At 35.0% G+C, this 23,258-nt stretch carries 22 protein-coding genes; 20 read left to right on the forward strand and 2 right to left on the reverse strand.

Going from position 1 to position 23,258, the window contains the following annotated elements; translation table 11 throughout:
* Nucleotides 1-162: 162 nt before the first annotated feature.
* The 15 genes from H2677_RS05355 (at nt 163) to H2677_RS05425 (ending at nt 16,069) form a co-directional block, all read left to right on the forward strand.
* Nucleotides 163-2,736, forward strand: coding sequence for a hypothetical protein (locus tag H2677_RS05355; protein WP_212639293.1), 2,574 nt, complete (start codon nt 163-165; stop codon nt 2,734-2,736).
* Between the two features lie 308 nt (nt 2,737-3,044).
* Complete coding sequence (locus H2677_RS05360; protein WP_212639294.1) at nt 3,045-3,941, forward strand: YagK/YfjJ domain-containing protein; 897 nt, start codon at nt 3,045-3,047, stop codon at nt 3,939-3,941.
* Nucleotides 3,942-4,032: 91 nt separating this feature from the next.
* Nucleotides 4,033-4,299 (forward strand): hypothetical protein, encoded by a 267-nt coding sequence (locus H2677_RS05365; RefSeq protein WP_212639295.1) that lies wholly within the window; start codon nt 4,033-4,035, stop codon nt 4,297-4,299.
* Between the two features lie 17 nt (nt 4,300-4,316).
* Nucleotides 4,317-5,363, forward strand: coding sequence for a DUF932 domain-containing protein (locus H2677_RS05370; protein ID WP_212639296.1), 1,047 nt, complete (start codon nt 4,317-4,319; stop codon nt 5,361-5,363).
* Nucleotides 5,364-5,521: 158 nt separating this feature from the next.
* A complete protein-coding gene (locus tag H2677_RS05375) occupies nt 5,522-6,598 on the forward strand; it encodes a YqaJ viral recombinase family nuclease (protein WP_212639297.1) in 1,077 nt (358 codons plus the stop codon).
* 242 nt (nt 6,599-6,840) lie between these two features.
* A complete protein-coding gene (locus H2677_RS05380; RefSeq protein ID WP_212639298.1) occupies nt 6,841-7,752 on the forward strand; it encodes a recombination directionality factor in 912 nt (303 codons plus the stop codon).
* An 81-nt stretch (nt 7,753-7,833) separates the two neighbouring features.
* Nucleotides 7,834-8,058 carry a helix-turn-helix transcriptional regulator gene (locus tag H2677_RS05385; protein WP_212639299.1) on the forward strand — a complete coding sequence of 75 codons (225 nt, stop codon included), beginning with the start codon at nt 7,834-7,836 and terminating at the stop codon, nt 8,056-8,058.
* Nucleotides 8,059-8,428: 370 nt separating this feature from the next.
* Nucleotides 8,429-9,325 (forward strand): helix-turn-helix transcriptional regulator, encoded by an 897-nt coding sequence (locus H2677_RS05390; RefSeq protein ID WP_212639300.1) that lies wholly within the window; start codon nt 8,429-8,431, stop codon nt 9,323-9,325.
* Between the two features lie 213 nt (nt 9,326-9,538).
* Nucleotides 9,539-10,570 (forward strand): ATP-binding protein, encoded by a 1,032-nt coding sequence (locus tag H2677_RS05395; protein ID WP_212639301.1) that lies wholly within the window; start codon nt 9,539-9,541, stop codon nt 10,568-10,570.
* A gap of 20 nt (nt 10,571-10,590) precedes the next feature.
* Nucleotides 10,591-11,892, forward strand: coding sequence for a hypothetical protein (locus H2677_RS05400; protein ID WP_212639302.1), 1,302 nt, complete (start codon nt 10,591-10,593; stop codon nt 11,890-11,892).
* Nucleotides 11,892-13,580, forward strand: a complete 1,689-nt coding sequence (locus H2677_RS05405) for a hypothetical protein (RefSeq protein ID WP_212639303.1) — start codon at nt 11,892-11,894, stop codon at nt 13,578-13,580. Before H2677_RS05400 ends, H2677_RS05405 begins: the two co-directional genes overlap by 1 nt.
* Nucleotides 13,567-14,214 carry an OmpA/MotB family protein gene (locus H2677_RS05410; protein ID WP_228301663.1) on the forward strand — a complete coding sequence of 216 codons (648 nt, stop codon included), beginning with the start codon at nt 13,567-13,569 and terminating at the stop codon, nt 14,212-14,214. The genes H2677_RS05405 and H2677_RS05410 overlap by 14 nt, the downstream gene beginning before the upstream one ends.
* A 286-nt stretch (nt 14,215-14,500) precedes the next feature.
* Nucleotides 14,501-15,037, forward strand: a complete 537-nt coding sequence (locus H2677_RS05415) for a hypothetical protein (RefSeq protein ID WP_212639304.1) — start codon at nt 14,501-14,503, stop codon at nt 15,035-15,037.
* Nucleotides 15,038-15,058: 21 nt separating this feature from the next.
* On the forward strand, nt 15,059-15,496 hold the full coding sequence (locus H2677_RS05420) for a hypothetical protein (RefSeq protein ID WP_212639305.1): 438 nt from the start codon (nt 15,059-15,061) through the stop codon (nt 15,494-15,496).
* A gap of 84 nt (nt 15,497-15,580) precedes the next feature.
* On the forward strand, nt 15,581-16,069 hold the full coding sequence (locus tag H2677_RS05425; RefSeq protein ID WP_212639306.1) for a hypothetical protein: 489 nt from the start codon (nt 15,581-15,583) through the stop codon (nt 16,067-16,069).
* 42 nt (nt 16,070-16,111) lie between these two features.
* On the opposite strand, the gene H2677_RS05430 is transcribed toward H2677_RS05425, so the two are convergent.
* The gene (locus tag H2677_RS05430; protein WP_228301664.1) at nt 16,112-16,714 is read right to left on the reverse strand and encodes a hypothetical protein; all 603 of its coding nucleotides are present in this window, start codon (nt 16,712-16,714) and stop codon (nt 16,112-16,114) included.
* A 54-nt stretch (nt 16,715-16,768) separates the two neighbouring features.
* Nucleotides 16,769-17,356 carry a DUF805 domain-containing protein gene (locus H2677_RS05435; protein ID WP_212639308.1) on the reverse strand — a complete coding sequence of 196 codons (588 nt, stop codon included), beginning with the start codon at nt 17,354-17,356 and terminating at the stop codon, nt 16,769-16,771.
* A gap of 265 nt (nt 17,357-17,621) precedes the next feature.
* On the opposite strand from H2677_RS05435, the gene H2677_RS05440 reads away from it, so the two are divergent.
* The 5 genes from H2677_RS05440 (at nt 17,622) to H2677_RS05460 (ending at nt 23,238) form a co-directional block, all read left to right on the forward strand.
* The gene (locus H2677_RS05440; protein ID WP_212639309.1) at nt 17,622-19,190 is read left to right on the forward strand and encodes a type I restriction-modification system subunit M; all 1,569 of its coding nucleotides are present in this window, start codon (nt 17,622-17,624) and stop codon (nt 19,188-19,190) included.
* Nucleotides 19,190-20,449, forward strand: coding sequence for a restriction endonuclease subunit S (locus tag H2677_RS05445; RefSeq protein ID WP_212639310.1), 1,260 nt, complete (start codon nt 19,190-19,192; stop codon nt 20,447-20,449). The genes H2677_RS05440 and H2677_RS05445 overlap by 1 nt, the downstream gene beginning before the upstream one ends.
* 71 nt (nt 20,450-20,520) lie before the next feature.
* Entirely contained in the window at nt 20,521-20,979 is a 459-nt protein-coding gene (locus H2677_RS05450) for a hypothetical protein (RefSeq protein WP_212639580.1), read from the forward strand.
* Nucleotides 20,980-21,105: 126 nt separating this feature from the next.
* The gene (locus H2677_RS05455; protein WP_212639311.1) at nt 21,106-22,227 is read left to right on the forward strand and encodes a PD-(D/E)XK nuclease family protein; all 1,122 of its coding nucleotides are present in this window, start codon (nt 21,106-21,108) and stop codon (nt 22,225-22,227) included.
* A 102-nt stretch (nt 22,228-22,329) separates the two neighbouring features.
* The gene (locus H2677_RS05460; RefSeq protein WP_212639312.1) at nt 22,330-23,238 is read left to right on the forward strand and encodes a GIY-YIG nuclease family protein; all 909 of its coding nucleotides are present in this window, start codon (nt 22,330-22,332) and stop codon (nt 23,236-23,238) included.
* Nucleotides 23,239-23,258: the final 20 nt, after the last annotated feature.

Genomic DNA, 23,258 nt, shown 5'->3' on the forward strand with positions numbered 1-23,258 from the left:
AAAACTTATAAAAATTTGAAAAATTTTGATTATTTTAATATGTTAAAAATTAAATAAAATAAAGGTGATAAATTTGATTTTTTATATAAAATTATAGGTTCTAAACTTGTATTATTAAATAATCATAATATATTTAAATCAAATATTTAATTGGCTGTTGTTATGAAATTTAATGAAAAATATAGAATTGAAAATTTTGATTTTTTTGAACAGTTAAAAAATCTTTATTTAGATATCAATATTTCTGGTAGCGAGGAGGGGGAGTCATTAAATTTTCAAGATGCTCTTAATGTTTATCAGTTATTGGATGAAGCTATACCCCTACTGGTTTCAAGTTATGATGGAAGTAGTGAGAGCTTAGATAAATGTTTTGAAGATGGGCGAGTAAAGAAACTGATCGGTGCTATAAAAAATGTAAAAATTTTCCCTGATACAGATTTGTATAAGATCAATCAAAATTATTTTTATAATTATAAAACCTTTTTGAAATTTGCCTCCCGAGTGCGTTCTAAAAAAACTCTAAAAGTTGCCAATGGTAATATTCTTTTATTTGATGAAACAAAGGATTGTTGGAATTTTTCGGAAGGAAACTATGCAAAAGAATTTTTAAAAGCATATATTTCTGAGCGTTATAAAAATCATCTAGAAGGATCAAACTCATGCAGCAATAGAAAAAGATTTAGTAATGAACAGGATGAGGAGTTTGAAAAACTACAACTTAGATTTGAGCAAGATACTGCTTCACTACTTACTGCTACAGGAATGCTTTATGTTGTAGCCGTTAAAGTCAGTTTTAAAGATTTAACAGGTGATCCTGAAAAATTTAAGATGCTTAGTGAAGTAATAAATATTTTGATAGAACATTTGGCAAATATAGACAGTATTGTTCAGATGCGCTACTTACCATTCTACAATGCAAATGGTCATTCAGAATATTTTGTGATTTTTTTGGTTCAATCACCAATACCTCTTGATGAAAAATATTTTATAAGACAAATAAAAAGCGAATTAGAAAAAGTGGTTGTTCTACTAAAAAAAAAGAATTTGATGCTAGGTGTAGACTGTCAAAATTTAAACGATAACTTTAGACAGACTACCTTGACACCATTTCAAGAAAAGAATTTTATTCTAGTGAATGCTTTGTCTGATTCAAATGAAATTGTAAAAAAATGGTTCTTTGATTTCCTATATCAATTAGTAAGATTTGGACGTTTATCAAATCAACATATATCCCTATCCCTTAAAAATTTGGCTCGATTGTACGTTGGTCCAAATTGTTCAAAAAGCAATTCTTTTGAAATAACATATATTTTGGACTCACAGAAGTATAAGTTTCAAACACTCTTATCTATGGATCTAACAATCAAAATAAAGCATATCTGGAACATAGACCATTTGTCTTTACAAACTCAAACCTATATTCAACAGGTCGCAATGATATATCGAGAGTATTTTGCTGCGTGGGGTGTTGAATACTATTTTGATTTGGCGATTCAAATTGAAATTTTTATTATGTCTTTACGAGAAAGCCCTTATGATGCTTTCAGTCCAATGCTTCAGGTGACACGGAAAAGAGCTAGGCAGGTAATAGATTTTGAACGAACCATTACACGCCAGCTATTACAATTTTTTGAGATATTCAAAAATCGAATCGACTTAGATAATTTACAGCAGAAACTAAAAAATCACACTCTAACTCGAACGCTAAACTTCTTTCTAGGGGTTTATCAAAGTCAAAAACAGGATTATCGTGTTTCAGGAACGCTAGATTTGTTTCTTGGACAAGACATTGAAAATGAAAGATTTAGAGATAAATTAGACAAGCTTGTAGGGGAGTATAAGTTTAAAGAACCAATATTTTATGCATCAGATATTTTTAAACAAAAACTTACAACTAAAAATCAAAGAACATCAATGGCTGAGTTTCAATATGCTCATCTATCAAGTGAGGTATTGGAAAAAAATTCATTTGATCAGTTGATAGATGTTACAGAAGAAAAGCTAAATGTTGAACATCAGGATGATTCATTTGTTGAGCAATTAGATAAACAGAATATTTTTAAGTTATCTGAAAAAAAAGAAATACTTAGAAATTTCGATGATCAAGGTTATAGACTAATTCATATGCAACGTCATGGCAGTCGGCTTGAAAAAGTTCAAATGATGCTTAAAAATGCCATGAAAACAGATGTGGTCATCCTACGCTGTATATTTTCTTGTAATTCCTCAACAATCTTGGAACATAGAGAAATTAGTCGAATTTTCTCAGGTATGCTGCAAGCCAACAAAAAAAGACAACCATTTTCATCCATAACAGCTTATTTAGGTTATTGGGAAGGAGTCGACCGAACTTCAAGTGGTAATCATATAAAAAAGTATGCTGCCAATGTTTTGTTTATGTTTAAGGCTCAAGTGTTAATTGACCATCCAGATTTATTAGAACAACTACGTATTGCTTGGAAAGCTGGATGTAAACAATATGAACAGCACTCAGATTTAATAGGATCCATTGATAGTAACGTTCAGAGCTTAAATTTAGCATATTCGATTGAGCGATTGGATTGCCAACAATTATTTGTTGAGACAACTGACAAGAAATTAATCAAAGATATTACTGAACACTTATCAAATTTTGTTGTTTATCAGGATTTACTAGATGATTCTATCTATCAAGAAGTTCCTAAATGGTTGATCAAAAAAAATGGAAGTTCAAGCAGACTTAGGAAATCTAAATAATATTCTATATTAAACACTTAACTTTAGCTTGCCATTTCACTCTATAGAATTACGGAAATCTGTATATTTTTTCACTTTGCTATAGAGGAAAGATTACTTGCCTAAAGGTATATTTTGTAGACCGAATACAAAGTGGGAGTAGCTAGGATATATATTTAATATCAATATCATTCAATACCCATACCTAAACAATCTTGATCATCTACTTTGATCAAAGATCAATACGAATAAATCAAAACAGATCTATTCTAATTTATAAAAATACTAAACAGACACTCCTATGGACTAACGACCTTGGAGTGTCCCTAATGAATCAATCTCATGCTTTACTTAAAATCGAAAACTTCATGCATGTTATTTTGAGCAAAATGTATGATTGGAAATCCTTTAAAACAGAACATCAGCAAATTCTTGAGTTAGCTAGCTCCGTGTATGACGGTAATTATGAATATAGTCCATTGGTCCAGACCTACTTTGATCTTATGCCTCGGAATATATATCTTGATAATTACGCTGTCTTTGATAAAGAGCAGGCATTTAAATCCTTTCAGAATCAATTACGAGAAGAGCATAAAAACTTTATTAGTAAACTTCATGTTAAGAACCAACGTAACCGACAAGTGCTATTTAAATATTTTGAAGGTTTGCTTGGGCAACATAGAAAATTATTATTAGTTCGGGTTGATTTGTCTTATCAATATGAGCGTAGTGCAACGATTAGTCAATTTGATAAAGATATTAAGAAGTTAATAAATCGCATTCAAAACAAGGATACGATTTTTAGAGATCAGGTAGGTTATGCCTATCGTTTAGAGCAAGGGGGGAAAAGTAAAGGTTTCCATTGCCATTTGTTAGTGATCTATAATGGCTCTATACGGTGTCGAGATAGTTACTTAGCGCAGAGTATCGGAGAGCTTTGGCAGAAGCAAATTACCAAAGGTGATGGTTTATTTTTTAACTGTAATCAGCAAGATCATAAGCAGCGATATTGCGAGTTGAATAAATTAGGTCTAGGGTTGATTGAACGTAATGATAAATTTGCGATCACCAATGCTTTTGAGGTAATAGGTTATCTGGCTTTGCCTGAAAAGGATGACCAATACTTACGTGCTAGATTGAAAGGTATGAGAGTATTTAGTAAAGGACAATTCATCCAAAGCTTTGAAAAGTTTCAATCCCAAAAAATCACAGATATACATCATTAACATGAAGATTGAATGTTTTCTTTTTCCCTTACATTCAAAAACACAGGCTTGCCGATTGGTAAGCCTTTTTTCATTTAATGAGGTATATCTTATGAATATTACATGTCCATATTGCTACTCAGACAATATCAGTCGTGCAACCACACAGCAGTCTAGTAATAACAGTTTTTCTTCGATGGCAGGTGCAGGCATTGGAGCAAGCATTACTAAAAGTTTGCCAACTCCATTCTCGCCATTACTTGGTGGATTGGCTGGTGCTGTTGTTGGTGGCTTGATTGATAGTTTTATTCAACCCTCACAACCACAGCGACCAACGTGCTATTTCCATTGCAACAATTGTCAGTGCAATTTCAACTAAGGACAGGGGAAATCATCATGGCACATCAACTTGAACAAATGGCGTATGTCGGTGAAACCCCTTGGCATGGTCTAGGTAATCAGCTTACTCCAGATCAGCCAATTGAAGTTTGGGCGAAGCAGGCAGGTATGGACTGGCGCATTGAATCATCTGATGTCAGTTACATGGCGCAGAATGAGAAAGGTCAGAGTATTATTATGCCTTTTGAAGAGCAACGAGTTTTGTATCGTTCTGATACCCATGCACCGTTATCTGTTGTTAGCCAACGCTTTCAAGAAGTGCAACCAAGTTCTATTTTGGAGTTTTATCGAGACCTCACTGAACAATCAGGTTTTGAGCTTGAGACAGCAGGTGTACTCAAAGGCGGTAAGAAGTTCTGGGCATTGGCTAAGACTGGGCAGACCGCAGCCTTGAAGGGCAAGGATGTCAGTAATGGCTATATTCTATTAGCAACGGCTTGTGATGGAACACTTGCTACAACTGCACAATTCACTTCAATTCGAGTGGTCTGTAATAACACTTTGGCGATTGCGCTAAAAGGACAGAATAGTGCAGGCGTTGTTAAAGTCCCACACAGCACTCGTTTCGATGCAGAAAAAGTAAAGCAGCAATTGGGTGTTTCAGTTCGTACATGGGATGAGCATATGTACGAGATGAAGCAACTCAGTCAACGGAAGGTAACACAGCAAGAAGCCTCAGCTTACTTCGATGCAGTGTTTAACAATACCAATCTAAGCATTGCTGAACAGGATGAAAGCATCATTCAGTTCTACCGTAATGCTGCAATGCCTAACCAAATAAATTCATCTCGATCAGACAGTAAAACTGAGCCGAATGGACGAGCAATGTCAAAAGTCATGACGATGTTCAATGGACAAGGGCGTGGGGCAGAACTCAGTTCAGCCAAAGATACAGCTTACGGTTTACTTTGTGCCATTACAGAGTTCTGTGACCATGAACGACGAGCGATGAGTACCGACCATCGATTGGATTCGGCTTGGTTTGGTATGGGGGCTGCTATTAAACAACGAGGAGTAGAACAAGCCTTAAGAATGGTGGCTTAAATTCAACATACATAGGGGCTCATTTATTAAATGAATAGCCTAAGCTGAACCTTTCCTGAATCAATTTTAATAAGTCGTTTTTCCTTTTGCCGCACTTCCCCCAGGTGCGGCTTTTTTTATGCCCAAATTTTTAATTTTTTACAGATATGGAGAATATGATGAATCCAAATACTCAAACCTCATCAAGTCATGCAATCGCTCATTTGCCTTTAAACCTAAATCCACCCCAAACCGCTCTGACTTCTAGATCACAGCCAAATTCAGCTAAACGTTTGGCTAAAACCAAAGGTATGAGTCGTGAGCAATGGTTACAAGTAAGAAAACAAGGCATTGGAAGTAGTGATGCCGCAGCAGCTTGTGGTTTAAATCCACATATGTCGATGTTGGAACTATGGATGATTAAAACAGGTCGAATGCAAGCGCCTCCAGATCAACCTTTTAAGAACCATTATTCACCTTTGTATTGGGGGAACAAGTTAGAACCGTTGATTGCAGATTACTATCAACAGCGTACTGGTAATAAGGTTCGTCGGGTCAATGCAGTTTTACAACATCCCGATGAAGACAAAGCTTTTATGTTAGCCAATCTGGATTATGCAGTCGTAGGCAGTGAAGAAGTACAACTTCTAGAATGTAAATCAGTTGGAGAGTGGGGAACCAAGCATTGGCGAGACGGTGTACCTTTGTATGTGCTCATTCAAGTACAGCATCAATTGGCTGTTACGGGTAAACAAGCAGCACATATCTGTGCCTTAATCTGTGGACATGAAGCCAAGATATATAAAGTTGAACGCAATGAAATTGTGATCAATCGTCTTATTGCTTCAGAAAAAATCTTCTGGTCTTGTGTAGAAAACGATATACCACCTCATGTCGATGCCAGTGAGTCAGCAGCTAAAGCTTTGCAACTTTTATACCCGCAGCATATACCTTTACAAACTGTGGATCTGTCTACTTTATCAGGAGTAGATCAGCTATTTACTGATCTACTGAATGAGGAGAAGCATCTAGCACATCATCAAACCAAATATGACTATCTCAAGCATCGTATTCAGATATTAATGAAGGATGCTGAAAAAGCCATATTTAGTCAGGGCAGTGTGACATGGAAGAAATCGAAGGATAGTGTGGTGTTAGACCAGAAAGCATTACTCCAAGCACAGCCCGAATTATTAGATCAGTATCCTCAAACCCGTATTGGTAGTCGCAGATTTAATATTCATTCAAGTTCTTAACCAACTCTAGCCCTCCTCCTGAAACCTAAAAAATGCGCAAAGCCGCCCCACTTGCCCTCCCTCCAAATAACAGAGAAAGGGCGTTGGAGAAGCTTTGCGTAAATCTTTGATGCACTCAATCTCTTGTGACCGATGAATAAAGAGAGGTGATTGATCAGGCTGAACTGGAATAGGTGAAGAGGCGGTGCTTTACAGTAAATATCGTGACTTCGTAAATATTTAACAAAATAAGGATTCATCTCATGATTAAAGGTCTAGCAATTACACCACCCGTACTTGGGCGTATCAGCATTGGTAAAATTATAGAAAAGAATGGTAAACGTGTTCCTGAAAAGGATGACCAATTTACTATTACCAGCCAAATCCAAAACAAAGAGGGTTGGGTGAAACATCCACTGGATGAGCAACTCCGTGCCAAAGCACCGAATCAAAAACTCAGAATCATTCCAGTCCGTATGATTTTTAATGATCCTGAGCTTAATCTTAGAGCAGAGTACAGCTTATTTGATCGACAGACAGGACGTTTAATTTGTTCGGGTAATGGAGAAACCTGTCAGCGACTCGGACAAAATGGTATTGAACAACATCCATGTCCATCACCTGACTTATGTCCACTGGCACAAGGCGGACTCTGTAAACCCTATGGCAGACTCTACGTCAACTTAGATGAATCGGACGAGTTAGGGACATTTATCTTCAGAACAACGGGTTTTAATAGTATTCGGACGCTGGCAGCTCGTCTTCTTTATTATCATGCCGCTTCGGGCGACTTACTGTCATGTTTGCCTTTGCAATTGACGTTGAGAGGTAAGAGTACGACTCAAAGCTACCGTACTCCAATCTATTACGTGGACTTAACTTTACGTGATGGCATTAATTTGCAGGAAGCGATTACCAATGCAAAGCATATAGATGAACAAAGCAAGGCCGCAGGGTTTTATCAGGAGGCATTGGATTTCGTGGCACGACAGGGCTATGGCAATGCCAGCTTTGAGGTGGGCAGTGATGAGGGGCTGGATATTGTGGAAGAGTTTTATAATGATCAGCAAAATACGGTTGAGGTACAACCCAATATGGAATCAACTGTCTCAATTGCTCAAACTGCTAATGATATAAAACAGGGGCTTAGACAAAGTGTACGTGCAGTAAATTAGGTCTGAGTCATTGGTAGAAAAATACAGAACTCAGGTTTGTATTGAGAGAAAGCCTCTCAATCACAAACTGGGAGTAAATGCATGAGTCAATCTAATCAATACCAATATCAAATCTTCAATATCAAGACTGTAATTGAGATTACTGGCATTAGCCGTTCAACTATCTATGAAATAATCGATCCTAAATCTAGCTATTACGATCCAAATTTTCCTAAACCAATTTCATTGACGAAAAATAGGATCGGTTGGGTGTCGAAAGAGATTTATGATTGGATAGAGTCTAAAATTGCACAAAGAAAAAAATAAGGGGAGTAAAATTCCCTTATTTTTTGCTTAGATTAGTTTTTAAGTGACTTATTGTTTAAAAAAGACATAACCTGTCTACTGTGTTTGGTAAAGATTCAAGATGGTTTAATCATAAATGATACTTAATTTTTAGCTTAAAATATAATATAGATTAAAATTGTGAATTCTAAAAAGTGGTATGTTTGAAAATTATTCAACAAGATTTATTTAAAAAAAGATAATTGTTATGTATATATTTATTGATTGTATTCTTTGTGTTAATTTGTTTGCCGTTATGAATATAACAGATAAATAAATTTCTCAATCAAAAAGGACACAACCTGTCTTGTTAATCAACATAATGATTAAAATTCAGGAAATAGCTTCAAGTATGAAACTAGAAACATCAAATAAGAATGAGACTTTAGCAAATCGTTTGATTGATATTTTATCAAGGCTAAACTCAGGCGAAAAACTAAGCATTAACTCACTAGCAGACTACTATGATGCACATCCTAAGACTATCCGCCGTGATTTAGTTCGGTTGGAAAGTTGTAATTTACCGATTCAAAAAGAAGGTAAGTATTTTTCATTAGACCCAACCTATTTAGGTAAGTTGAAATTAAAAGATATTCAGTCCTTTGCCAGAATCTCAGGCATTCGGCATTTATATCCTAAGCTTGATGTTTCATTTATACGAGAGCTTTTAGATAGTCGTGTATATGATGCCAAAGGCTATTTCGTTGAAGATGCATCACAATTTAAAATTTTATTTGAAGTATTTGGGGAAGCTATTCGTAAGCATCAACAAATAGGTTTTATTTACAAAGGTGAACCTCGTGTGGTTGAGCCTTATAAGTTGGTTCATCATCATGGCTGTTGGTATTTAGCAGCAGTGCGTAAGGGTGTATTGCGTGCTTATCGTCTAAGTCGGATTGAGTTATCGGCACATCCACATGAGCTTTTAAGTTTTAGACCTGATACAAGCATTTTGACTCAGTTAGAGGATGAGGAAAGCATTTGGTTTGGTCAGGAAAAACAGGAAATTATTCTAACTGTTCATACGGATGTTGCTTTGCACTTCCAGCAACGACAACTTTTGCCTGAACAGCAGATCATTAAAAAATTGGATGATGGTGGATTATTGTTATCTAGCCGAATCACACATATTACTCAGATTTTACCTTTAGTTCGTTATTGGATTCCTCACATTAAAATTGTAAATCCTGAAGAAATGCAAGATGAGATGGAAATGGAGTTGAAAGAATATTTAGATATTAAGTATTAGGAGAAAATATCATTAACGATGAAAAAGATATATCGATTTCAATAGATCTCATTTTTGTCTTTGTTTCAAAAGGATAACACTCAATTCTATTCTTATTTAAAAATATGTGGAAAAGGTTTGAGTTAATGGGGTGATTGATAGTTTAGATATAATTAACAATATAAAGAGATACGTGTAGTTATGAAGATTAGGTTTTTTAAAGGACTTAGGAAAATGAGTGATAACAATGTTGAGCTATTAACTGTTATAGATGAACAAAAAAAATTGGAAAAAGCTAGACAACGTTTACAACAGTTTCAATCTGAACGTGAGCAAGAGGTGAATCAAAATATACGGAACATCACCTCAGAAAATAAAATTCAAGACTTTTTTACAGTAACTGAGCCAACTGTAACTTTGGATAATGATGTGATTTTATCGGCTACAACTCGTGTTCAATTGGATGAGGGTATTGCTAAATTAAAATTTCATAAAACTATATATGAAGATTGGAATTTTGGTTCAGTTGATAAGCAAGGACGCAGTGTTATTTTAAACTTTTTTGGAGAGCCAGGGACAGGTAAAACCTTAACAGCAGAAGCTTTTGCTGGAAGTTTGAAGCAAAATATCATTAAGTTGGGAATAGCTGAACTTGAAAGTAAATTTATGGGTGAAACTTCAAAAAATATTCAAGCTGTTTTCAAGGCTGCAACAGAAGCAAACGCAGTTTTATTTTTTGATGAAGCAGACACATTATTAGGAAAGCGATTATCTGCCGTAACCCAAGGAATTGATAATGAGGTGAATGCAATGCGTTCAACTTTATTGATTGAATTGGAAAAATTTAACGGAATAGCTATTTTTGCGACTAACTTTGCTAAAAATTATGATGAAGCTTTCAGAAGTAGAATTAGTCATCATATACATTTTGATTTACCTGATTTGGATGCACGTAAACATTTATGGTCAAAAATGCTAGTGGAACAAATTCCATTAGATGTAGCGCGAGAAGAACTTATTAGTTGGGCAGCTGAATTATCAGAAGGTTTTTCTGGTCGTGAGATTCGTACTTGCATGCGATTGGTATTACCAAAAGTACTGTTGGAAGCAGAGCTTGTACAAGAAGAGCCTAGGTTAAAGCTGGAGCAGTTAAAAGAAGTCATCCATCGTGTTAATCATGCTAAGTCAGAAGTTGCAAGTAGAAATAATGCAATAAGTAGTGATGAAGTACGGTCAGCAAAATCGTTACTAGGTATTAAAAATTAATTTTATAGAAGGGGATAATTATGGGGTTCTTTAGTTCTATTGGTTCAGCATTTTCTTCAGTTGCTTCAAGTGTTAGCTCTGCAGTTTCGTCTGTTGGACGGGGTATTACATCAGTTGCAAGTAAGGTGTGGGATACTGCCAAAAGTGCTGCTAGTAGTGCGGTAGGTTGGCTCGCAGATAAAGCTGAGAATTTCGTTGGTGCAGTTAAAGATATCTGGAAAACTGCAAAACCTTGGGTGGAAATGCTAGCACCTTATATAGCTAAAGGGATTGCTTTATTACCATTTCCTTGGGCTGAAGGTGTTGCAAAGGCTGTCGAAAAAGGCATTCAAGCTTTACTAGCTTTAGAAAATAGCCCAATTCTAAAAAAAGTCGAACAAGCGATCATATGGGCATCTAAGGCCGCTCAAAATTTTCGTGAGCAATTCTTAGATAAAGAAGAAGTTGAAGAAGCAGAACAACGTAAACGTGATATGCAAGAAGCAATGGATGCAATGACTAATGAAGAACAACGACAGTCTATTAGATTTGCTGCGGTTATTAATGACTATATTTTAGTCCAAACTCGTATCCAAGGTATTTTAGCTCGAGATGAGATCAGTGATTTTGAACATTATCTACGCTTACGTGCAACCCAAAAATTACTCAAAGCAGCGGAAAAAACACTAAGTACTGCGCAGAGTTTGAGTGAAATTACAGCCGATGATTCATTCTTACTGACTGTAGGAGCAGATCTTCTAGCAGATAATCCACAATTATCAGATGCAAATGCAGAACGTCTAGACAAGATTATCAAACGACGTTTTAATGGTAAGTCATTAATTCCTTTTGTATTTGAAGAGTTAATCCGTGCATGGGAAACTAAATATCAAAACATGGAAGCTAAATGGGAAAAACTTAATAGGGATACAGCCGCGTTAAAACGTGAAATGAAACAATTAGAAGTAAAACTGAAAATTGAGCCTTTGACTTCTGAAGAAGAAACTAAATTAACTGATTTTAAAAATGAACTTGCAATAGCAAATAATAATTTAAAGTGTCAAGCCCAAGAAAATCGTGCTATGCAAAGTTATGTGCATGCTGCTGAAGGGTTTTTGCAAGTCTTAGAAAAATCTGCAGAGGAATTTGAAGCTGAAGGTAGGGAGTACATTGTTGAGGATGTTGCAGAGGTTGGTAAATTATTAATCGATTGTGCTCAAAATAATAAACAGTGGGATGAGCTAACAGAAGATGAGCAGATGTTAATTACTGATTATGCTAATATTTTTTCAGAAGATAGTAAAAAACGTAATCAAGATTTGATAGAAGCTGAGGTTGCGTAATGGATATTCTAAGTATTCTCAATTTTTTATTACCAATTCATGTATCACCAATAAAAGTAGAAATTTTACCTATTTTATTTTTTATTATAATTTGGTCTTTGTTTGTTTGGACTGTATTTCATGTCTATAAAAAGGCTAAACCTGAAAACTGGGAAAATAACTGGTACGGTGGAAATAAGGGGGATAAACGGAAAAAATTAGATGCTGAACATAGTTCCGTTATGGAAATTAGTGAAGCAGTAGCTACATCCTCAGAAAAACTGGCTGATATTATGCCAGGTATGATTTTAATTATTGGTTTACTAGGAACTTTTTTAGGCTTAGGTTTAGCTCTTGATAAGGCATCTTCAATTTTAACTAATGCTAATGACATTAGTAATATGGATGCTTCTATGTCACAGTTGATGGGGATGCTTGAAGGTTTAGGTACAAAATTTAAAACATCAACATGGGGATTGTTAGCTTTTATTTTATTAAAAGTCATCTTATCTAAAAATGGGTATGAAGAGCGTAGATTACGTTGGTCAATTGAAAAAGTTAAAAGCGAACTAGATATTGTTCGAGAGCAAAAAGTTCAAGAAGATCGCGCAAATAATCAAAAAATTATTGATTGTATGCAAACACTTGCTATGCAATTTGAGAAAACTGTGAAAATTAATCAGGATTCTAACAAAGAGCAACTCAAGCAGTTATCACAGTTTAGTCAAGATACCGTATCGGCTATTCGATTTAGCCATGAAGATCAATCAAAATTGCTTAATGAGGCTCAGAATAATCAAATTGAACATATAAAGCTTATTAAAGATCAAGCATTATCATTTGAAAAAATCTTAAATAATTTATCTGAAAAATATGATCAAATGATCAAAAGTATAGATTTACAACATCACGAAAATAAATCTTTTTTTAAGGATCTAGTGAAACAAGGTAAAGATACCAGAGATGCTATGGTGGGATTTATTGAAAAAAATGAATTGACTGTTAATAAGTTAGGATTAGCAGCATCAGGTATGTCAAAGGCAGCATCAGATATGGGTATTTCTGCAACACATCTACAGGATGTAATTAGTTCTTTCCGTACTAATATGGAAGATGTGGTTGAACTGATGAAAGAAGACCTAAATGCAACAATAACAGGTATGAATACAAGCTTTAGTAAAAACATGGCTGAGATGTCAAATGGGTTAAGTGCAGCAACTAAAGATATTTCAATAGCAGTTAATAGTTTGTCTGATAGTGTTGATAAAACTATGATGGATGTAACTAGCACAATTAATACATCGATGGATATTCAGAAAAAATCATATGCAACATTTATTGAAACAAGTGAGCATTTAAATGAAAATGTCATTGGCATGACTCAGCTTGTCGAGAGGCTCTCAGGTGATATTACAGGTGGTTTAAAAGCAGTATCTGAAAGTAATCGTAATATGATTAGTCTAGCAAAGAAAACAGATAGTATTTTAGAGTCTATAGAAAATATTGAGGTACTTGCAGAATTAAAACCAACTTTGGATAATTTGGCGAAAAGTCTAGAAATACAAAAAGATGTATTACAACGATTAGGAAATACTCCAGCTTCTTCAAAGTTAGTAAATCAAAAAAATAAATCCTCAGGAAAATCTAACCGTTCTAATAATATAACAAAAAGCCTTTTTGGTATAAAAGGAGATAATGGTGAAGGATAAGCCTAATGAATGGATTTCTATATCTGATTTGATGGCTGGAGTAATGGCAGTAGTAATGTTGCTGCTCGTTATGTCTGTGCTTCAAAAGTCTTATGCTGAGTTAAAGCATAAACAAGAACTTGAACAGGGTGGTGCAGCACAACAAAAACGTATTACTGAAATGTTAAATGAACTTAAAAAATCTGTTGAGGAAAATGGTGCTAGCAATCTAATATTATTTGATATTGCAGATGGTCGCATAACATTGAAAGATAATATTTTTGAAAAAGGCAGTGCTTGTATTACCCCTTTAGCAGCGCAAGCTTTTAAAAATATTGATGTAAAAATATCAACATTTTTAAGAGAAAATCCTTATGCTGCAATTTATGTTGAAGGACATACTGATAGTCTTCCTGTATCTCGTCCAGTGACAGACTTTGCTCGTTTTTGTACAGTCTATGATGATAACTTTACTTTATCAGCCGCAAGAGCAAGAGAAGCCCGTAAATTGTTAATTTCACAGCTTGATGAGACTCAGTCAAGAAAGCTGATCGTTGCTGGATTTGGAGATTCGCATCCTTTACCAGACATGGATTCCACTGATGGGCGTAATCGAAGAGTTGAAATTCAGTTTAGTGTAGTTCCTAAAAACTAATAGGGGTTTATATTCATTAGAGTTTCAGGAGTAAATCGATGGATTATTTTAATAGCTAACTATACATTTATCAGCTTTAAATAACTGAAAAGTGTTAGGTCTTAATTTGAAAATAGAGTTGCAAGAAAAATTACGACTATTTTCAATTATTATCTTTTATAGTCTCACTAAGCATAAAATAAGTAATGACATATTCTCATTACTTATTTAAAAGGACATAACCTGTCCATTCCATATTGAATAATAAAGCCTTATCAAAATGATAATTCAAAAAGAGGCTTATCCAATGAAATTATCAAAATCCATCTTGCTCTTCAGTTTACTGGCTATCACTACATCTGTTTTTTCAGATGATTTTATTTCTGCAAATGGGGTAAAGCTTTCAGTCGGTGATTCACTAAAAACGGTTACAAACAAACTAGGAAAACCAGTGGAGAAAGTCGATGAACTAATTATTTGGAAGCTAAAAAATGGAAATAGGGTTGTGGCTCGTTTTGATCAGTATGGTTTAAGTAATGCAACATTAAGTGGAAAAGTGACCACAGATTATTTAAATACTAATGGTACTAGGATATTTCTTAATAAAGAAAGTATCAATAGCATTGAGAAAAAGCTTAAGTATGGTTGCTACCACGAGGGCTGGGGTGAGGGTGCAATTGCAGACTATGTGGTGAGAAGTGGTCCAGAGGGTTCAATCAATCTGATTTTTAATACTTGGGGTGGGGATATCACGACCAAGCAATTAAAAAGCCAGAAAGTATCAGCGCTTAGCTTGGGCGATGATGAACCATTTGGTGAACAAAAATATTGCCACTATCAATAAATAGTTAAAAGGATTTTTAAAATGAAAAAATTAATCATCGGACTTGCCGTTGCTGCCTGTAGCTATTCATTATTCGCAGCTTGCCCAAGCCAGACCAAAACGATCTTCAAGTGTACAACGACCAATAACAAAGTGATTCAGGTCTGTGATGCTGGTAATACGATTAGCTATTCATTCGGTAAGGTAAATGCTACACCAGAACTAGCAATCAAGATTTCTCGTGACAAAGTTACCACCTATCAATGGCAAGGCATTGGTCGCTATGAGAATTATGCGATTAATATTCCGAATGGAAAAACCATATATCGGGTCAATGACAGCCTAGATAAAATGTCTCAGCAATATACGGCTGGTGTTGAAGTTTCCAATAATGACAAATTACTTGCTACAGTGGAATGTGCCGCCAACAAAAAAATAACCAGTAAAATTCAGGGCATTAAACTTCGTCCTGAAATGTAATCCTAGTTTTATCTTTCTCTAGGTTCTTATTTTATTTTTTCGAAATAAGAACCCTAATTCTCTTTAAAAATAAAAGGTGATCCAATGAGATTATACTATCTTATCGGGAGTCTGTTGCTTGTCGCTGGGTGTCAGGATGCCTCAAACAATAAGACAAATGTAGACTCCACTGAAAAGGCTGAAGCGATTCAGGAAACACAGCCTGTTAATGATACCGATGATCAATATAGTGCAGACGGCTTAACCCGTTATGAAAATGAACAAGGTGCAGAGGAAATTGAAACACCTCAAATCCCCGAAGAAGCCCCTGTACGAATTGACTTACAATTAAATCCTGCATGGGCTGAATATGGTTTAGGTATGATTGATGTTCAATCGACAACAGATCAAGTGGTGATTGAAAAAGTGATTCTCAATCGGGGACAGTGTAGTGCAATTGATAATTCAATTAAAATGCCTGTCACTTTAAGCTTTGGTCATACCTATCGAGGCTATATCAATAACTGTAACTTGGATAAAATCATTGAAATTCAAATTAATACAAATTTAGGTAACTGGACATTTAAAAGATAATAAAAGAGAAAATGTCAATATTGGCATTTCCTCTTTTTAAAATTATGGATTGGCAAGTAAAGCTAGTTTCTTGCCAACCAGTGCGTAAGATTGAGTATTCACAATTGATGGGCAGCAAGATGGATCATCATCTGCGTATTCATGATTTTCAATCGTAATAATTCCATCTTTACTGATGTTAGTGACTTTGGCATCCAAGCCTAGATTGAGATCAGTTATAAAATTGATCTGGTCTTGTTGGTCAGTAGTAAAAATAAAAACTTCATAAGTCATGGTTGTTGAATGGCAGTTTGTTTCCTCACAGAAACTAGCCTCAACAATGTAATCAGTTTTTCCATCCTGATTAAGATCGGACTTAATAATATTTTTTGCGTTTAATGCATATTTAAAATAATCATCATCAGTAGTCGAGCGTCGAGATTCTTCATTTAAGAATGTGATGGACTCAGCAACTTTATTGTCTACCAAAGTTTCAATTTCCTGAAGAGGTCGCTTATTTTGAACGATCTTTTCTTCAATTAGGGGTTGAACATATTGTTCAGTTTTTTCATTTTCTGCTTGCGGCAGAGCTTTTTTAATATTGTCACATGCAGTTAAGAGAGTTGCACTACTGAGTAGTGTAAGCGTAAAAATAAAGGGTTTCATAAAGGATTCCAATAAAAAAAGCCTACATAACTGGAAATTATGTAGGCATAAAAGTTATAGAGTCGGTTCACCATACTGATTATTATGGCTGTCTCCTGATTGCGCCCACCAAATGATCAAAGGAATGATTCCAATAATCGTGAGGCTAATTAGATACCACCATCCTGAACGATTTGTGTCATGAAGTCTACGAGCTGAAACTGCTAAAAATGGAATAGTTAATGCTAGGGTGGTAATGGCATAAAATAAAAACTCTGTACCTAAAATCGCATCAATGATCATTGAAATAAGATTACACAGTACTAAGCCTAAGTAATAAAACCAAAATTCTTTAGGTCTAGCACGGCCGTTAAAATTAGCATAATTTTTTAGACACTTCATAAACCAGTCAAAAAGATTGTAATTTTCTTCGGAATTTTCTGAATTAAATGTATTTGAATGAGTATTACTTTTAGCTCCTAAAGCTTTATATATAGCAATTGCTTGATTTAAATTATTAGTATCAAAATCAACCTTCATACCTCGTTGGGGTAATGCTGACTCCTTCCACTCACTACCTAGGAAATGATATCGAGTAGCATCATCGCCTGAAATAACCCCCGTATTGGTTTGAACTGAAAAATCTAAAATTGTACCTTTCATACTTAACTCCATATTAAACAAATGTGTTTTGTTGTTTTGTAGAGCCATCTTGCAACTATATATGGACAGGTGATGTCCCTATGACACAATTTTTTGATATGAATATAAACAGTTATTATTAATAGAAAAATTAAAAAAGATTATTTTAATGAACTTTCTTATTAGTACGACAAATTATGTCTTTTATCTTGCAAATGTAGCTGAAAAATAATTAATTTTCGGTAAACTATTCACGTTTCATTCTTCTCTGTGGATTTTTATAACAATGACCCAAGTACAATTGCAACAGCTACAAAAACAACTATGGAATATTGCCAATACTTTGCGTGGCAAAATGGGTGCAGACGAATTTCGTGACTATATTCTTGGGTTTATCTTCTTTAAATATTTATCTGAAAAAGCGGTTAATTTTGCCAATGAATTGTTGGATGGTGAAGACATTGGCTTTTTAGAGCTTGATGAAAACAATGCAGAACATTTGCCGTACATTGAAGAAATTAAAAAGAATGCCATTGAAGAAGTCGGCTATGCGCTGACACCAAAGCAGTTATTCCACACGCTTGCTGAACGTGGTCGTAAAGGCGAATTTATTTTAGATGATTTGGCTGCAACGCTAAAAGCCATTGAACAAAGTACGCTGGGTTCAGACTCTGCCGATGACTTTGCCAATCTGTTTGAAGACCTTGATCTAAATTCGACCAAGCTCGGAAATACGGCGAGTGATCGTAATGAGCTTGTGGCAAAGGTTCTCAGTCATTTAGACGATATTGATTTTGATATTTCCAATACTGAATCAGATGTATTAGGTGATGCTTATGAATACCTGATTGGTGAGTTTGCATCAGGTGCAGGTAAAAAAGCAGGGGAATTCTATACGCCTCAAACGGTATCGACTTTACTGGCGAAGATCGTGACGCAAGGAAAAACCCGTTTACGTTCTGTTTATGACCCGACTTGTGGTTCTGGTTCGTTGTTGTTACGTGTAAAGCGTGAAGTGCAAGATGTGGATATGATTTACGGTCAGGAAATGAACCGTACTACCTACAACTTGGCTCGTATGAACATGATTTTGCATGACGTGCATTTTGCCAAGTTCGATATTAAGCAAGAAGATACCTTGATTCGTCCTCAGCATTTGAACAAGCGTTTTGATGCAGTGGTAGCGAATCCCCCATTTTCGGCAAAATGGTCTGCTGATCCATTATTTTTACAAGATGAGCGTTTTGCCGCTTATGGCAAACTTGCGCCAAGCTCTAAAGCGGATATGGCATTTGTTCAGCATATGCTGCATCAATTAGATGAGCATGGCACGATGGCAGTTGTGCTGCCGCACGGTGTTTTATTCCGTGGTTCGAGTGAGGGTGTAATTCGTCAATATTTGATTGAACAGCTCAATGTGATTGATACCATTATTGGTTTACCTGCCAATATTTTCTATGGGACGTCTATTCCGACTTGTATTTTAGTGCTGAAGAAAAACCGTGAGCATAAAGACAATATTTTGTTTGTTGATGCCAGCAACGAGTTTGAGAAGCAGAAGAATCAAAACAAGTTATTGCCTGAGCATTTGGACAATATTATTGGGGCATTTGAAAACCGTCAGAATATTGAAAAGTATGCGCATGTAGCGACTTTAAAAGAAGTTAAAGACAATGACTTTAATCTGAATATTCCGCGTTATGTCGATACCTTTGAAGCTGAGAGTGAGATTGACCTTGATGCGATTGCTCAAGCATTGCAGGCTTTGGAAGTCGAAAGTCAAAAGACCGATGCCGTCATCACTGAGTTTTGTAAAGAGCTTGGGATTGCTTCGCCGTTTGCGGAGGTGAAGTAATGTCTGCGCCTAAGTTAAGATTTAAAGATTTTGATGAGGATTGGACGGCTAAAAAGCTGTCACAAGTTGCAAATCTCACATCTAGTAAGCGAGTTCATTTATCTGATTATGTGTCTGAAGGAATTCCATTTTTTAGAGGTAAAGAAATTACCGAACTTAAATCAGGAATTTTTCCTAAAGATATTTTGTATATTTCAAAAAAACAGTATGAGGACTTTAAAGAAAAATTTGGAGCACCTCAAAATAATGAAATTTTGATGACTGCAGTAGGTACGTTAGCGAATACTTACTTGATTAACACTGATTTTGAATTTTATTTTAAAGATGGAAACCTAATTTGGTTTAAAGATATTAATGCAGATCCAAACTTTTTAATGATTCTATTAGATGCTAGAAAAAATGATGTCTTAGCTAGTGCGATAGGTTCAACCCAAAAAGCTTTAACAATTGCGAATCTGAATAAGCTAATTTTTAATTTTCCTTCCAATGAAGAACAAACCAAAATAGCATCTTTCCTTTCCGCAGTCGATGAAAAGATTAGCCAACTGACTCAAAAACAACAGCTACTCAGCCAATATAAACAAGGCATGATGCAAAAGTTGTTTAGTCAGCAGATTCGTTTTAAAGCGGATGATGGGAGTGAGTTTGGGGAGTGGGAGGAAACTAACTTTTCTTCTCAATTTAACTTCCATAATACTAATTCACATTCACGTGCTTTATTAGCTGAATACGGTGAAATTATGAATATTCATTATGGGGATATTCATACCAAATTTTCCATGCTTTTTGATGTGACGAAAGAGAATATACCTTTCTTAAATGTCGAAGTTGATACAAGTAAAATTACTAATGAACAATTTTTAAAAGTTGGTGATTTAGTTATTGCTGATGCTTCAGAGGATTACAAGGATATAGGTAAGGCTATTGAAGTTATTAGCTTAAATAATCAGAAAGTTGTTGCTGGTTTACATACTTACATTGCACGTCCTGTTAAGCCATTTGCTTTGGGTTTTTGCGGGTATATGATGCAGACTTTTGAAGTAAGAGAACAAGTTAAGAAACTAGCGACAGGTATCTCTGTATTAGGTATTTCTAAAACAAATTTAGGTAAAGTTGAATTAAGAATTCCTTGCTTAGAAGAACAAACCAAAATCGCTAATTTTCTCTCTGCCATTGACCAAAAAAATGAAGTCGTGGCACAGCAAATCGAACAAGCCAAACTTTGGAAAAAAGGTTTGTTGCAGCAGATGTTTGTTTAATATTTTTATATTAGCAAAGTGATAAGGTCACTTTGCTTTTTAATACTTTATAAAACTTAAAATGGATCATGATGAAAAAACTTATATTCATTGCTTTAATGTCATTGCCGATCTTGGTACAAGCACAAACTTTTAAATATCAAAAAGATATTTCTAATTTTAAGCAGTATAAAGGAGAAGTGACCTTAACAGGAACTTACTCACGTACTTTAGATCCTGAATATTTAGAATATATGGGTGATGCGATTTGCTTTGAACCAGATCAAAAATCATCTGCACATATTCCTCGCCCAAAAGGTGATGAACGAATTGCATGGTTCTGCTTTAGCAATTTTGAGCAAGCCAAAAAAACATTTAAATTGCCAGATACCATTAAAAAAGACTATTGCAAGTATGAAGGTAAGGCAATCATTACCATTAAAGACTACAACTTATTTGTTGAAGAAACAGAAGGATCAGACTTAACCCAACTTGTTTCAGCAAAAAATATTACACCTGCGAAAGCAGTTAAATGTAAATTCAATAATTAAATTTGATTGCTTGTGTTGGTAATGGGAAAACTAAATTTTTAAGGGGATATTTTGAACTGATACTAAAATGATCAGTTCAAAATATATGAAAATCAGAGATAGAAGATACGAATATAGAGCAATAAGATGTACGAAATAGAAGATCAACTCATTCAAAAATATGAGAATTTATTGCTTAAAGCTCAGCAATATAAAAAACCTGAACGGGAAATGACGATTTTTGATACAGCATTAAACAATCATCATGAGAATCCAATCACAGAACTATTGGCGTTCTTTCTCAATCCAAATGAGAAACATCAACTAGAGGATTGTTTTTATCAAGGTTTTATTACTGCTTTAAAACAGTATGAGCAATTTCAAGACTTTGAGTTTGGAGAGTTTAAACAGCTTTCTACACAACAGGTGACTGATCAAGGTAAATTTATTGATCTATGGGTGGAGACCGATAACGCTTTAATCATTGTAGAAGTGAAAGTGTATCATCATCAAAATAATCCTTTTAAAGAATACGAAGCTTGGGCAAATAAGAAAATTGAGTATCAGAATAGGCAAGATCAAGAAAAACGTCTTATTACGATTGTGTTGTGTCCAAATGGTAAATGTACGATAACGAATTGGTTGGGCTTGTCCTATACCCAACTAACAACATCGATTAGACAGCAGGTATCACAATATGCATTTAATCAAACTTTAAATAAATGGGCCATTTTTGCCCGCGATTTTTTATTACATCTAGAAAGTTTTAATCATTTGTTGGACATAGATATGAGTCGTATAAATTTTGTTGTCGATAATATGTATAAAATTCAAGAATTAATTGATTTAAAGCAAAGCGTTTTTCAGGAAATTATTGGTCACATTAACAAAGATCTACAAATTGAATTAGGTGAAAATTATTTGCCAGAAGTTAATGAAAAAACTTGGAGAGGTGGCCCAGCTTTTTATTTTAGAGGGAAAAATTGGAAGGATGCTTCAAGTTCAATTTTATACCTCCGCTTAAATGATAAGCCAATGAGTTGTTCTGTCCGCATGTACGTTCATAAACCGACGAGCGAATTAAGAGAGCAGATTAAAGTATTGTTAGATGATTCTAAATACATGCTTTCAGGTGAATGGGATGAACAAAATGGAAAATGGTGGTGCCTAAAGTGGGATTTTTCAGAGTTCGATTTGGATACAGTCACAAACCACATCATCTTTACACACAAAATTTTAAATCGTGTTGAGCTTGAGTGGAAACAGTAGATTGTCTAGGATGATATTTATTTCAAAGATTTAGTAAGTTTGACTTAGCAGAAATAGAAAAGCTTTTTCATTTATAGAATCAAGAGTTGAGAAGGAAGAATAATGGCACAGGGGAAAAGTATAAAAATGTTTTTGGCAGACGGGTCTCCAAATGGGATTCTTACAGCCGAAATCATTAACTGGACGGGTCATGTACTTTCAGCACCGCGTACAAAGCTGTCAGAACTCATTCAACGTGAAGAATGTTCACGGACAGGTGTATATTTCCTAGTAAGTTATGATCCTGAAAATCCACTTTATCCTAAAGTGTATATCGGTGAATCTGATGATGTGGCAAATCGATTGAAACAGCATAATCGTACTGAAGAAGCAGGTGGTAAAGATTTTTGGGAAAAAGTTTGCTTGGTTACAGGCAAAGATCAAAATATTACTAAGACGCATATAAAGTATTTGGAAAGTCGTTTAATTGAGATTGCACGCAGGAATGGTCAATGTCAGTTAATGAACGGAACATCTCATGATTACAGTAAATTACCTGAATCTGATACCGCTGATATGGAATATTTTCTTGAACAAATTCAAGTAATATTGCCAGTTTTAGGCTATGAGTTTTTGAAGGAAATTAAACGTCCAAGTTTTAATTCTTTAATTCCGAATAAAATGCCTGTAGATGTAGGGGCTGATTTTTATCTAGCCATCAAAGATGTAAATGCAAAAGCAAAAATAGTTGATGGAGAGTTTTATGTTCTTCAAGGGTCTCAAGTGCGTCGAGAAGTAAGTCAACCAACCCACAACTATATGAAAAATCTAAGACCCCGACTTTTTGAAAATAATATTATTTCTTCAGATACCTACACATTTAATCAAGATCATTTGTTTTCAAGTCCTTCAGCAGCAGCAGCAGTGATACTTGGTCGCTCAAGTAATGGACGAAGACGCTGGAAGCAGTTAGGGACAGATTTAACTTATGAGGAATGGCAGCAGAAACAAGTAGATGACATTCAAATTTAACTATTAATCATCACCATAAT

It is taken from the genome of Acinetobacter junii (assembly GCF_018336855.1).
GTDB lineage: Bacteria > Pseudomonadota > Gammaproteobacteria > Pseudomonadales > Moraxellaceae > Acinetobacter > Acinetobacter junii.